Origin of the sequence: Actinospica durhamensis (assembly GCF_018139695.1) — a bacterium.
Lineage (GTDB): Bacteria > Actinomycetota > Actinomycetes > Streptomycetales > Catenulisporaceae > Actinospica > Actinospica durhamensis.
On the sequence record NZ_JAGSOG010000077.1, the window covers coordinates 21,091 to 33,183 of the forward strand.

Below are 12,093 nucleotides of genomic sequence, written 5' to 3' on the forward strand. Positions count from 1 at the left end.
GCTTAGGCCGTGCTCCCGGCTCGTGTCGCACCCCGCGCACCCGCCGCCGATCCGCAAGTACCGCAGGAGAGCAGAAGTGACTGAGCAGCCCTACCGCTCCGACGAGGAATACGAGCCTGAGGACACCGGACTCGAGCCCGGGGAGGACACCTCGGAGGAGAAGTACGACGATGACGACTTCGCCGGGCGCGTGAACGAGGCGATCGGTGAGGGCGTGGCCGACCTCGCGGTGGCCGACCTGATCCAGAAGGTGGCCGAGCGCACCAACGAGCTGCAGACCGCCCAGCACGAGCTGAGCGAGCGCACCGCGGACCTGCAGCGGCTCCAGGCCGAGTTCGTGAACTACAAGCGGCGGGTGGAGCGGGACCGCCAGGCCGTGGTGGAACTGGCCCAGGGCAAGGTGATCGGCGAGCTGCTCAGCGTGCTCGACGACATCGGCCGGGCCCGCGACCACGGCGAGCTCGAAGGGGGCTTCCGCCGGGTGGCCGAGTCCCTCGAGGCCGCGCTCTCGAAGATGGGGCTCGAGCAGTTCGGCGCCGAGGGCGAGATCTTCGACCCGAACATGCACGAGGCGTTGATGCACCAGATCTCCCCGGACGTCGAGGAGGACACCGTCGCGGCGATCCTGCAGCCCGGCTACCGCTTCGGCGAGCGGATCCTGCGGGTGGCCAGGGTGACCGTCGCCCAACCCGGCGACGCGGAGTGATCCGAGCTGCTGCGAAAGGCTGAGCGATGAGCACCAAAGACTATGTGGAGAAGGACTACTACAAGGTGCTCGGCGTGGCCAAGGACGCTACGACCGCCGACATCAAGAAGCAGTACCGGAAGCTGGCCCGCCAGTACCACCCGGACGCGAACAAGGGCGACGCCGCGGCCGAGGAGAAGTTCAAGGAGATCTCCGAGGCCTACGACGTGCTCTCCGACGACAAGCGGCGCAAGGAGTACGACGAGGCCCGCTCGCTGTTCGGCGGCGGGCTTCGCGGCGGCGCGGGCGGCGGGTTCCCGTTCGACCTCGGTGACCTGCTCGGCAACCAGGGCGGCGGCGCGGGCGGCGGGATCGGCGACATCCTGGGCGGGCTGTTCAACCGCGGCCGCACCCAGGCCCCGCCGACCCCCGGTACCGGTCGGCGCGGCCAGGACATCGAGTCCGAGGCCACGATCACGTTCATGCAGTCGATCGAGGGCGTGACCATCCCGCTGCGGATGACCAGCGAGCAGCCCTGCCGCTCCTGCTCGGGTACCGGCGCCAAGGCCGGGACCACGCCGCGGGTGTGCGCGGAGTGCTCGGGCACCGGCCAGACCAGCCGCAACCAGGGCGGGTTCGCCTTCTCCGAACCCTGCCGCGAGTGCAAGGGGCGCGGCCTGGTCGTGGACGATCCGTGCCCGACCTGCCACGGCTCCGGACGCGCGGCCTCCACCCACACCCTGCAGGCGCGCATCCCGTCCGGGGTGCGCGACGGGATGCGGATCCGGCTCAAGGGCAAGGGCGCACCGGGCGAGCGCGGCGGCCCGTCCGGAGACCTCTACGTGGTGGTGCATGTGAAACCGCATCCGATCTTCGGGCGCGAGGACGACAATCTGACCGTGACCGTGCCGGTGACCTTCCCCGAGGCGGTGCTGGGCGCGGAGATCAAGGTCCCGGTGCTCGGCGGGATGCCGGTGACGGTGAAGCTTCCGGCCGGCAGCGCCAACGGCCGCACCATGCGGGTGCGCGGCAAGGGCGCGCCGGTGCGCGACGGCGGCCGCGGCGACCTGCTGGTCACCTTCGAGGTGGCGGTGCCGGTGAATCTGAGCGACGAGGCGAAGGCCGCGCTGGAGAACTTCCGGTCGGCCACGGACGACCACGACGTGCGGGCCGAACTGCTCGCGCAGGCCAAGGACGGAGGTGCGGGAGAATGACGGCACACGGCGGGCACGCGCCGCACGAGGCGGTCTCGACGGACAGCCCGGTCTACGTGATCTCGATGGCGGCCGAACTGTCCGGTCTGCACCCGCAGACGCTGCGGCAGTACGACCGGCTCGGCCTGGTCAGCCCGGACCGCGCCGCCGGCCGCGGCCGGCGCTACTCGGCCCGCGACATCGAGCGGTTGCGCGAGGTGCAGCGGCTCTCGCAGGACGAGGGCGTGAACCTGGCCGGGATCAAGCACATCAGGGGCCTGCAGGACGAGGTGGCCGGCCTGCAGGCGCGGGTGGCCGAGCTCGAGGCGGCCCTGGCCACGGTGGCGGTGACCACGATCCCGGTCGCGGTCCCGATGGCGCCGCCGCCCGAGCCGAACCCGCTCTACCGCAGTGACCTGCTGCCGGCCGTCCCGGCCTTCGGCTCGTCCACCGCGCTTGTGGTCTGGCGACCGCAGCACGAGCGGTAGGTACCAGCACAATCCACCGGACCACCCAGGTTTTGCAGACACAGGGGGCCGCGTCGACCAGGCGGTCGGCGCGGCCCTCGCCGTTTCCCGGGGACGAGAGCGTCAAGGAGCGTATTGATGGAGATCGACCAGCTGACGACCAAGGCCCAGCAGGCCCTCGCCGCGGCGGTCCAGGAGTCGAGGACGGGGGGCAATCCGGAGGTCGAGCCGGTGCACCTGCTCAAGGCTCTGCTTTCCCAGCCGGACGGCACGGCCGTGCCGCTGCTCGAGGCGGTGGGGGTGGACCCGGCCGCGGTGGCCGTCTCCGCCCGGGACCTCGCGTCCCGACTGCCCGCGGTCTCCGGCTCGACCGTGGCGGCCGACGTCCCGATCAGCCGGAACATGCGGGCGGTGCTGAGCACGGCCGAGGGCGAGGCGAAGCGGCTCGACGACGCCTACGTCTCCACCGAGCACCTGCTGGTGGGCATCGCGGGCGGCTCGGACGACGCGGCGAAGCTGCTGGTGCGCCTGGGCGCCTCGGCCAAGGCGCTGCGCGAGGCGTTCGGCCAGGTGCGCGGCTCCGGCCGGGTCACCTCGCAGGACCCCGAGGCCACGTATCTGGCCCTGTCGAAGTACGGCATCGACCTGACCGAGCAGGCGCGCGAGGGCCGGCTCGACCCCGTGATCGGCCGGGACTCGGAGATCCGGCGGGTGGTGCAGGTGCTCTCCCGCCGCACCAAGAACAATCCGGTGCTGATCGGCGAGCCGGGCGTGGGCAAGACCGCGGTGGTGGAGGGGCTGGCGCAGCGCATCGTGGCCGGCGACGTCCCCGAGTCGCTGCGCGGCAAGCGGCTGGTGTCGCTGGACCTCAGCGCGATGGTGGCCGGCGCGAAGTACCGCGGCGAGTTCGAGGAGCGGCTCAAGGCGGTGCTCGCGGAGATCAAGGACAGCAACGGACAGGTCGTCACCTTCATCGACGAGCTGCACACCGTGGTCGGTGCCGGCGCGTCCGGGGACTCGTCGATGGACGCGGGCAACATGCTCAAGCCGATGCTCGCGCGCGGTGAGCTGCGCATGGTGGGCGCGACCACGCTGGACGAGTACCGGGAGCGGATCGAGAAGGACCCGGCGCTGGAGCGGCGCTTCCAGCAGGTGCTGGTGGGCGAGCCGAGCGTCGAGGACACGGTGGCGATCCTGCGCGGGCTCAAGGGCCGGTACGAGGCGCACCACCAGGTGCAGATCTCGGACGGCGCGCTGGTGGCCGCGGCGGCGTTGTCCGACCGCTACATCACCTCGCGGTTCCTGCCGGACAAGGCGATCGACCTGGTCGACGAGGCGGCCTCGCGGCTGCGTATGGAGATCGACTCGCGGCCGGTGGAGATCGACGTGCTCCAGCGCGCGGTGGACCGGCTGCGGATGGAAGAGCTTGCCCTGGGCAAGGCCGAGGACCCCGGCTCGCGCGAGCGCCTGGCCCGGATCCGCCGGGAGCTGGCGGACAAGCAGGAGCAGCTCTCCGCCCTGACCGCGCGCTGGGAACAGGAGAAGTCGGGCCTGAACCGGGTCGGCGAGCTCAAGAAGCGGCTCGACGACCTGCGCGGGCAGACCGAGCGGGCGCAGCGCGACGGCGACTTCGAGGCGGCCTCGCGGCTGATGTACGCGGAGATCCCGGCGGCCGAGCAGGAGCTCGCGGCCGCCTCGAAGGCCGCGAACGACCGGGACGCGATGGTCAAGGAGGAGGTCGGCGCCGACGACATCGCCGAGGTGGTGGCGGCCTGGACCGGTATCCCGGCGGGCCGGCTGCTCGAGGGCGAGACGGCGAAGCTGCTGCGGATGGAGGAGGAGCTCGGCCGTCGGCTGATCGGCCAGCAGACCGCGGTGCGCGCGGTCTCCGACGCGGTGCGCCGGGCCAGGGCCGGCATCTCCGACCCGGACCGGCCCACCGGTTCGTTCCTGTTCCTCGGCCCGACCGGCGTGGGCAAGACCGAGCTGGCGAAGTCGCTCGCGGACTTCCTGTTCGACGACGAGCACGCCATGGCCCGGATCGACATGTCGGAGTACGGCGAGAAGCACGCGGTGGCCCGGCTGGTCGGCGCCCCGCCCGGATACGTGGGCTACGAGGAGGGCGGCCAGCTGACCGAGGCCGTGCGCCGCCGCCCGTACACCGTGGTGCTGCTCGACGAGGTGGAGAAGGCCCACCCCGAGGTCTTCGACGTGCTGCTGCAGGTGCTCGACGACGGGCGGCTGACGGACGGTCAGGGCCGGACCGTGGACTTCCGCAACACGATCCTGATCCTGACCTCGAATCTGGGCTCGCAGTTCCTGGTGGACGAGGCCCTGGCGCCGGAGACGAAGCGGGACCTGGTGATGCAGTCGGTGCGCGCGGCCTTCAAGCCGGAGTTCCTCAACCGCCTCGACGACATCGTGCTCTTCGACGCCCTGGGCACCGAGGAGCTCGGCCGGATCGTCCTGCAGCAGGTCGCCTCGCTCCAGCGGCGCTTGGCGGACCGCCGGCTCACCCTCCAGGTGAGCGACGCCGCGCAGGAGTGGCTGGTGCTGACCGGCTACAACCCCGCCTACGGCGCCCGCCCGCTGCGCCGTCTGGTGCAGACCTCGATCGGCGACCAGCTGGCCCGGGAGATCCTCTCCGGCCGCATCCCCGACGGCACCACCGTGCGGGTGGACGTCGACGGCGACGAGCCCACCACCGAGCGGCTGGTGGTGACGGCGGCCGAGTAGCGCGCTCGCCGTCGAGTGGCGCGGCGTGAACCAAGGCCACGCGTTCGGCGTAAAGCACCCCGTTCGGACTAAGACCGGCGCGTTCGGCCTAACCGGATGCCACAAGGGCCACCGCAGTGCACTGCGGTGGCCCCTTGCTTACTCCGAAAGGGGTAAGCGCCTCGACCTGCGTGCCCCTGATCCCCGCCGCCAAACGGGTGGCTCGATGGGGCCGTTTGCATGACCCGTCCGGGGCAACCCGGGCGTACCCCGCGCATTCGCCTCACTCTCTCGGCGGAGTCTTCACTCACTCGGCCCAAGTAGTCACTCGTTGGAGTGATCGACTTCCGGCGTGGCGTCAGCACCCTCCCGGATCGGGGTCTAGGAGCGTGACAGAACGGATTGGGAGCCGTGGAGGTGCAACGCCATGCCGGAATCGCCGCCCCCCGTCAGGCACACGGTCGTGGAGCTGGTCGCTCCGTACCGGGATACGCGTGCCGAGGACTTGTGTTGGAGCCTGACCCTGCCGGTCCAGCCCGCGCTGGCCGTGCGCACGGTCCGCCTTGCCGGATTCGTGCTCGAACTGCGCCTGCTCGGCGCCTCGCACCAGGTGCTGCTGTGGACCGAGCAGAACGGTGAGTTGCGCTGTGTGGAAACGGTCGCGTGCCTGCCCGGGCTGGCCGCGCCGATGCCCGAGGGGGCCGCGTCGCCGCTGGCCGAGGGCTACTACGAGTTCGCCTCGCGCATCGTGGTGCTCGAACCGGCGAGATTCGCACTCGCGGCCGAGCGCATCCGCCGGGACTGCGTGCGCAACGGGGCGAGTCTCGTCGGCGCCTATCCCGGTGCGCCGGACGCGCTCACCGCGATCCTGCCCGAGCCCGACGGCGCGGGCGTACGCTGGACCACCTGGCACAGCTATCCGCAGAACGGCCGGCTCGTGCGCACTAATGGCGCGTTCCGGCGTACGCTGGCCCCCAAACAGGGCGGTTCGGCGCTCGGTGACCAAGGGGAAGGCTTAGATGGCGTACGAAGCTACGGTGCCGGTCCACCGCCGGTTGCTGTGGTCAGCTGTCACCGACCCTGAGCGTCTGCTCGGCGCCGTCCCCAACCTCGTCGTCGAGGCCAGCAGCGACCACGGCGTGGCCGCGCGGCTGCGGCTGCGCGCGGGGGAGAAGTCCATCACCTTCCGCGGCATCGCCCGGCTGGTGGACCTGGTCCCCGAGGAACTGCGCGCGGTGCTCGAGATCGAGGCCGTGCACGGACGTTCTGACGGCGCGTTGGACGGCCGGATCGAGATCCGGCTGCTGCCGGACGGCGACGGCACCCGAGTCGAGCTCGAACCCGACTTCGTCTTCTCCGGGCACGCCCCCACGGTGTCCGTACAACAGCTGATCGACGCCGGGGTCCGGCTGATACCGCGCTGGTTCGCCCAGGTGGCCGGATCCGCGCCGGAGCCCCATCCGGCTCCGGCGGCCCCGGCCCTGACCGTCGTGCCGGAGCCCGAGCCGCCGGCCGACCCCGAACCGGATCCGGCCGCGCGGCCCGAGCCCACGGCCGAGCCGGTCCCCGTCGCGCACTCCGAGCTCGAGCCGGAGAGCGGCTCCGAGCCGGAAGGCCTTGGGGCCGAAGGCCTCGAGGCGCCCGGCTCGCCCGCCGAGGCGCGGCCAGGGCCCACCTTCACCCTGATCACCGGAGCCGGCGGCGGTACGCAGGACGCCCCGGCCGCCGCGAAGGCCCCGCTGCGCCTGGTCGCCTCCAGTGAGCCGGACTCCGAGGAGGAGCTTCCGGCCGAGCACGACCTGTGGAGCGAGCGGCCGGGCCGCCTGATCGCCCCGCTGTGGGTCTTCGCCGCGGCGCTCTTCGGCACCCTCGGCCTCGCGATCGCGTTGCTGCGCCGATTCGCCCGCAGGCGCCGCGACGTCCGCTGATCCGAAGTGGATCACCCGCCTCAGGTAGTAGCGCCATGGCGTTCTTCTCACTAACGAGTGAGTCTTGTCATCGGATCGAGTGGTTGTCGGCTGAATCTCCGTCAAATGGCCGATTCTTCAGCTTAAGGTGAGCGGCACCCGGATCCCCGTGATCCCTCCGTGCACTTACCAGGAGCCGACACGTCATGTACGTCGAAGGGTGGAACGCCCACCGAGTCGTCCGTCCCAGCCGCCTGGCCAACGCCGTGATCGAGCGGTTGCTGCTGCGCATACTGGACGGCGAGTTCCAGCCCGGCGGGGACCTTCCGCCGGAGGCCGCCCTGGCTCAGGAGTTCGCGGTCAGCCGCACGATCCTGCGAGAGGCGCTCAAGGCGCTGGAGGAGAAGCGGGTGCTGCGCATCCGCCACGGCCGCGGCACCACCGTCCGGCCGAAGAACGAGTGGAACATCCTGGACCCGATGGTGCTCACGGTGCTGCTCGAGTACGGCGGCTCCTCCACCCTCGCGACCGAGCTCGACGAGGTGCGCACCGCGCTGCAGGGCCTGATGGCCGACCTCGCCGCGCAGCGGATCACCCCGGAGCAGCGCCGGGACCTTGACCTGTGCCTGAACCGGATGCGCGCGGCGCTGCCGGTCGAGCCGGGCATCGGCGACCCGCTGGCCTACCGGGAGGCTGCGCACCTGTTCGCCCGGGTGCTCTCCGAGGCCGCGGGCAACGAGGTGGCCCGCTGCGTGGTCGAGACGATCGACGTGCCGCTGCGCGACGAGGATCCCGAGCACCTGCAGGGAGTCATCCCGCGCACCCAGGAGTTCGCCGAACGCCTCTACGCCCGGGTGGTGGGCCTGCCCGCACCGGACGAGCAGATGGTCGACCTCGCCGAGCCCTCGAGCGGGGCCGGCTCGGCCCCGGTCTCGCTGCCGAGCCAGCCCCCGGTGCTCACCACGCCGTTACGGCGCCGGCCCATGGTGGGCGTCTCCCGCTAACCGGGCGGACCTACCCGTGCGCCGCCGGATCCGCGCGACGCACGCGCACCTGACGAAGCCTCTGATCCTGATCCGGGCCCCGGCCGGGCCGTTAGGATCAGAGGCATGACGGTCAACTACCCCGCATCCAGCCCCGAACGTACCGCCCTGCTCGAGCAGATCAAGGACAAGGCCCTGTTCCGGGGCGAGTTCACGCTCAGCTCGGGACTCAAGGCCGACTACTACGTGGACCTGCGCCGGATCAACCTGGCCGGAGCCACCGCGCCGCTGGTGGGCCGGGTCATGCTGGAGACCGTCAAGGACCTCGAGTTCGACGCCGTCGGCGGCCTGACCATGGGCGCCGATCCGATGGCCACCGCGATCATGTACGCGGCGGTGGCGCAGGGCCGGCCGATGGACGCCTTCGTGGTGCGCAAGGCGGGCAAGGCACACGGCCTGCAGCGCCGGATCGAGGGCCCCGACGTCGCCGGACGCAGGGTCCTGGTCGTCGAGGACGCCTCCACCACCGGCAACTCCCCGCTCGCCGCGGTCGAGGCGGTGCGCGAGGCCGGCGCCGAGGTGGTCGGGGTGGCCTGCATCATCGAGCGCGGCGCGGCCGCGGCGATCGAGGCGGCCGGACTGCCCTACTACGCGGCCTACAACGAGGAAGACCTCGGCGTGCGCTGAGCGTGACGGGCGGGTCGCCGGAAGTTTCGCGGCCCGCCCCGCTCGCGGGTCGCGCTCCGGGTGTTTTCTTCAGCTCCTCCTTAAGGAGGACGCGGTCCACCCGGTTTCCGCATGTACGCTGCTGCGGTGACCACCATCCACGCGCTCAACATCCTCAGCCCGGCGTCGCTGATCAGCACCTTCGGAGTGGCCGGAGTGCTCGTGATCATCTTCGTCGAACTGGCGGTGATCGTCGGCTTCTTCCTGCCCGGCGACTCGCTGCTGTTCGTCGCGGGCATCGCCTCCTCCAGCGCTGCCGACAAGCTGGTGGGCGCGCACATGAACTTCGCGGCCCTGCTCATCGCCACCCCGATCGTGGCGATCATCGGCTCGCAGATCGGCCACTACGTCGGCGCCCGCTTCGGCCGGCGCCTGTTCGACCGCCCCGACACGCGCTTCTTCAAGCGCAAGTACGCGGTGCGCGCCGAGTTCTACTTCAACAAGTACGGCGGCGCCAAGGCCGTGCTGGTGAGCCGGTTCATCGTGGGCGTGCGCACCTTCGTGAACCCGCTGGCGGGCATGCTGGACATGCCGGCGCGCACGTTCTTCCTGTGGAGCGCGATCGGCAATGTGGTCTGGGTCGAGCTGATGCTGGTGCTCGGCTACGAGCTCGGGGACAAGATCAAGGGCAGCATCGACTCCACGATCCTGCCGATCGCCCTGGTGGTGGCCGTGATCACGCTGATTCCGCTGGCGCTGGAGATGAACAAGGAGCGCAAGGCGGCCAGGCGCGGCGAGCAGACCGAGCTGCAGGTGTTCGAGCGCGAGCACGAGCGGGCGTACCTGGAGCGGGTGGGCCAGCAGAGTGACGACATCCAGGACGCCGTCTCGACCGCCGGAGCCCGGCACAGGAAGTAAGTTGTTTCTGCGAGGATTACGCCGCAGGCACCATCGTTGGATCAGTTTGGAGTCCCCATGCCCATCGCAAGCCCCGAAGTCTACGCCGAGATGCTGGACCGGGCGAAGGCCGGTCGCTTCGCGTACCCGGCGATCAACGTCACCTCGTCGCAGACCCTGAACGCGGCGATCCGCGGGTTCGCCGAGGCCGAGAGCGACGGTATCGTCCAGGTCTCCACCGGTGGCGCCGAGTACCTCAGCGGCGGCCTCAAGGACATGGTCACCGGTTCGGTCGCGCTGGCCGAATACGCGCACGTGATCGCGGCCAAGTACGACATCAACATCGCGCTGCACACCGACCACTGTCCGAAGGACAAGCTGGACGGCTTCATGCGCCCGCTGGTGGCCATCTCCCAGGAGCGCGTGGCCAAGGGCCTCGAGCCGCTGTTCCAGTCGCACATGTGGGACGGCTCGGCCGTGCCGCTGGACGAGAACCTGCGCATCGCGCAGGAGCTGATCGTCGAGTGCGCCAAGGCCCGCACGGTCATGGAGCTGGAGATCGGCGTCGTCGGCGGCGAGGAGGACGGCGTCGCGAACGAGATCAACGAGAAGCTCTACACCACGCCGGACGACGTGCTCAAGACCGTCGAGGCGATCGGCCTGGGCGAGAAGGGCCGCTACCTGCTGGCCGCGACCTTCGGCAACGTGCACGGCGTCTACAAGCCGGGCAACGTGAAGCTGCGCCCGTCCATCCTCAAGGACATCCAGGACGCGGTCGGCGCCAAGTTCAACCAGGAGAAGCCGTTCGACCTGGTCTTTCACGGCGGCTCCGGCTCGCTGCTCGAGGAGATCCGCGAGGCGCTGGACTACGGCGTGGTGAAGATGAACGTCGACACCGACACCCAGTACGCGTTCACCCGTCCGGTGGCGGACCACATGCTCCGCAACTACGAGGGCGTGCTGAAGGTCGACGGCGAGGTCGGCAACAAGAAGCAGTACGACCCGCGTGCCTACGGCAAGGCCGCCGAGGGCGGCATGGCCGCGCGCGTGGTCGTGGCCTGCCAGGACCTGCGGTCGGCTGGCACCAAGCTGAAGTAGCCGGTAAGCTCACGTTGCAAGAGGCCCGGTGCGCTTGCGCTCCGGGCCTTAAACCTTTTCTGTAGTACCCGGAGGTGTACCCGGAATGCCGGCACTCGTGCTCGTCGGCGCCCAGTGGGGCGATGAGGGCAAGGGCAAGGCCACCGACCTGCTCGGTGGATCTGTCGACTACGTCGTCCGCTACCAGGGCGGCAACAACGCGGGGCACACGGTGGTCATCGGGGACCAGAAGTACGCGCTGCACCTGCTCCCCTCCGGCATCCTCACCCCCGGGTGTGTGCCGGTGATCGGCAACGGCGTGGTGATCGACCCGGCGGTGCTCTTCCAGGAGCTCGACGCGCTCACCGACCGCGGGGTGGACGTCTCCCAGCTGATCATCTCGGCCAACGCGCACCTGATCACGCCCTACCACCGCACGATCGACAAGGTCACCGAGCGGTTCCTGGGCAAGAACCAGATCGGCACCACCGGCCGCGGCATCGGCCCGACCTACGCGGACAAGATCAACCGGATCGGCATCCGGGTCCAGGACCTGTTCGACCCGGGCATCCTGGCCAAGAAGGTGGACGGCGCGCTACGCGACCGCAACCAGATGCTGGTGAAGATCTACAACCGCCGGGCCATCGCGGCCGAGGCCATCGTCGAGGAGTACCTCGGCTACGCGGAGAAGCTGCGCCCGTACGTGGCCGACACCTCGCTGCTGCTCAACCAGGCGCTGGACGAGGGCAAGGTGGTGCTGCTCGAGGGCGGCCAGGGCACCTTGCTGGACGTGGACCACGGCACCTATCCGTTCGTCACCTCGTCCAACCCGACCGCGGGCGGGGCGTGCTCGGGCTCGGGCATCGGCCCGACCCGGATCACCCGCAGCATCGGCATCCTCAAGGCCTACACCACCCGGGTCGGCGCGGGTCCGTTCCCGACCGAGCTGTTCGACGAGGACGGCGCGGCGCTGCGGCGGATCGGCGGCGAGCGCGGCGTGACCACCGGCCGGGACCGGCGCTGCGGCTGGTTCGACGCCGTGATCGCGCGCTACGCCACCCGCGTGAACGGCCTGACCGACTTCTTCCTGACCAAGCTGGACGTGCTCACCGGCTGGAAGCAGATCCCGGTGTGTGTGGCCTACGAGGTGGACGGCGTGCGCCACGACGAGCTGCCGATGACGCAGACCGACTTCCACCACGCCAAGCCGGTCTACGAGTACCTGCCCGGCTGGGACGAGGACATCAGCAAGGCACAGGAGTTCAGCGACCTGCCGCCGAACGCGCAGGCCTACGTCAAGCGGCTCGAGGAGCTCTCCGGCGCGCCGATCTCGGCCATCGGCGTGGGCCCGGACCGCAACGCCACCATCGAGATCCGCTCGTTCCTGTAGGGAGCGCGCAGGGCCGAGGACCATCACCTTGATGGATTGGGGCCGCCCCACCGTACACAGTGACGGTTGGGCGGCCCTTGCCCCGTTATCTACCCTGGTCACATGACCGACAC

The 12,093-nt window shown here is 70.5% G+C and carries 11 protein-coding genes; all 11 read left to right on the top strand.

Going from position 1 to position 12,093, the window contains the following annotated elements:
* Positions 1-76: 76 nt before the first annotated feature.
* The 11 genes from grpE to KDL01_RS17015 all read left to right on the top strand — a co-directional run bounded on the left by grpE (position 77) and on the right by KDL01_RS17015 (position 11,980).
* Positions 77-706 carry a nucleotide exchange factor GrpE gene (gene grpE, locus KDL01_RS16965; RefSeq protein ID WP_307846366.1) on the top strand — a complete coding sequence of 210 codons (630 nt, stop codon included), beginning with the start codon at positions 77-79 and terminating at the stop codon, positions 704-706.
* Between the two features lie 26 nt (positions 707-732).
* Positions 733-1,899, top strand: coding sequence for a molecular chaperone DnaJ (dnaJ, locus tag KDL01_RS16970; RefSeq protein ID WP_212529481.1), 1,167 nt, complete (start codon positions 733-735; stop codon positions 1,897-1,899).
* Positions 1,896-2,366 (top strand): heat shock protein transcriptional repressor HspR, encoded by a 471-nt coding sequence (locus KDL01_RS44585; RefSeq protein ID WP_212529482.1) that lies wholly within the window; start codon positions 1,896-1,898, stop codon positions 2,364-2,366. Before dnaJ ends, KDL01_RS44585 begins: the two co-directional genes overlap by 4 nt.
* A gap of 117 nt (positions 2,367-2,483) precedes the next feature.
* The gene (gene clpB, locus KDL01_RS16980; protein ID WP_212529483.1) at positions 2,484-5,081 is read left to right on the top strand and encodes an ATP-dependent chaperone ClpB; all 2,598 of its coding nucleotides are present in this window, start codon (positions 2,484-2,486) and stop codon (positions 5,079-5,081) included.
* Between the two features lie 406 nt (positions 5,082-5,487).
* The gene (locus tag KDL01_RS16985; RefSeq protein WP_212529484.1) at positions 5,488-6,144 is read left to right on the top strand and encodes a DUF2617 family protein; all 657 of its coding nucleotides are present in this window, start codon (positions 5,488-5,490) and stop codon (positions 6,142-6,144) included.
* The gene (locus KDL01_RS16990) at positions 6,080-6,988 is read left to right on the top strand and encodes an SRPBCC family protein (protein ID WP_212529485.1); all 909 of its coding nucleotides are present in this window, start codon (positions 6,080-6,082) and stop codon (positions 6,986-6,988) included. The genes KDL01_RS16985 and KDL01_RS16990 overlap by 65 nt, the downstream gene beginning before the upstream one ends.
* A gap of 185 nt (positions 6,989-7,173) precedes the next feature.
* A complete protein-coding gene (locus tag KDL01_RS16995; RefSeq protein WP_212529486.1) occupies positions 7,174-7,971 on the top strand; it encodes a FadR/GntR family transcriptional regulator in 798 nt (265 codons plus the stop codon).
* Positions 7,972-8,076: 105 nt separating this feature from the next.
* On the top strand, positions 8,077-8,637 hold the full coding sequence (gene pyrE, locus KDL01_RS17000; protein ID WP_212529487.1) for an orotate phosphoribosyltransferase: 561 nt from the start codon (positions 8,077-8,079) through the stop codon (positions 8,635-8,637).
* A gap of 126 nt (positions 8,638-8,763) precedes the next feature.
* Positions 8,764-9,534, top strand: coding sequence for a DedA family protein (locus tag KDL01_RS17005; RefSeq protein ID WP_212529488.1), 771 nt, complete (start codon positions 8,764-8,766; stop codon positions 9,532-9,534).
* A gap of 57 nt (positions 9,535-9,591) precedes the next feature.
* The gene (gene fbaA / locus KDL01_RS17010) at positions 9,592-10,611 is read left to right on the top strand and encodes a class II fructose-bisphosphate aldolase (protein ID WP_212529489.1); all 1,020 of its coding nucleotides are present in this window, start codon (positions 9,592-9,594) and stop codon (positions 10,609-10,611) included.
* Between the two features lie 85 nt (positions 10,612-10,696).
* Complete coding sequence (locus tag KDL01_RS17015; protein WP_212529490.1) at positions 10,697-11,980, top strand: adenylosuccinate synthase; 1,284 nt, start codon at positions 10,697-10,699, stop codon at positions 11,978-11,980.
* The last annotated feature ends 113 nt before the right edge of the window (positions 11,981-12,093 follow it).

What these genes read in the sequence shown, in the direction of transcription:
- dnaJ (WP_212529481.1), top strand. Translation starts at nt 733, where the DNA reads ATGAGCACCAAAGACTATGTGGAGAAGGACTACTACAAGGTGCTCGGC.
- KDL01_RS44585 (WP_212529482.1), top strand. Translation starts at nt 1,896, where the DNA reads ATGACGGCACACGGCGGGCACGCGCCGCACGAGGCGGTCTCGACGGAC.
- clpB (WP_212529483.1), top strand. Translation starts at nt 2,484, where the DNA reads ATGGAGATCGACCAGCTGACGACCAAGGCCCAGCAGGCCCTCGCCGCG.
- KDL01_RS16985 (WP_212529484.1), top strand. Translation starts at nt 5,488, where the DNA reads ATGCCGGAATCGCCGCCCCCCGTCAGGCACACGGTCGTGGAGCTGGTC.
- KDL01_RS16990 (WP_212529485.1), top strand. Translation starts at nt 6,080, where the DNA reads ATGGCGTACGAAGCTACGGTGCCGGTCCACCGCCGGTTGCTGTGGTCA.
- KDL01_RS16995 (WP_212529486.1), top strand. Translation starts at nt 7,174, where the DNA reads ATGTACGTCGAAGGGTGGAACGCCCACCGAGTCGTCCGTCCCAGCCGC.
- pyrE (WP_212529487.1), top strand. Translation starts at nt 8,077, where the DNA reads ATGACGGTCAACTACCCCGCATCCAGCCCCGAACGTACCGCCCTGCTC.
- fbaA (WP_212529489.1), top strand. Translation starts at nt 9,592, where the DNA reads ATGCCCATCGCAAGCCCCGAAGTCTACGCCGAGATGCTGGACCGGGCG.
- KDL01_RS17015 (WP_212529490.1), top strand. Translation starts at nt 10,697, where the DNA reads ATGCCGGCACTCGTGCTCGTCGGCGCCCAGTGGGGCGATGAGGGCAAG.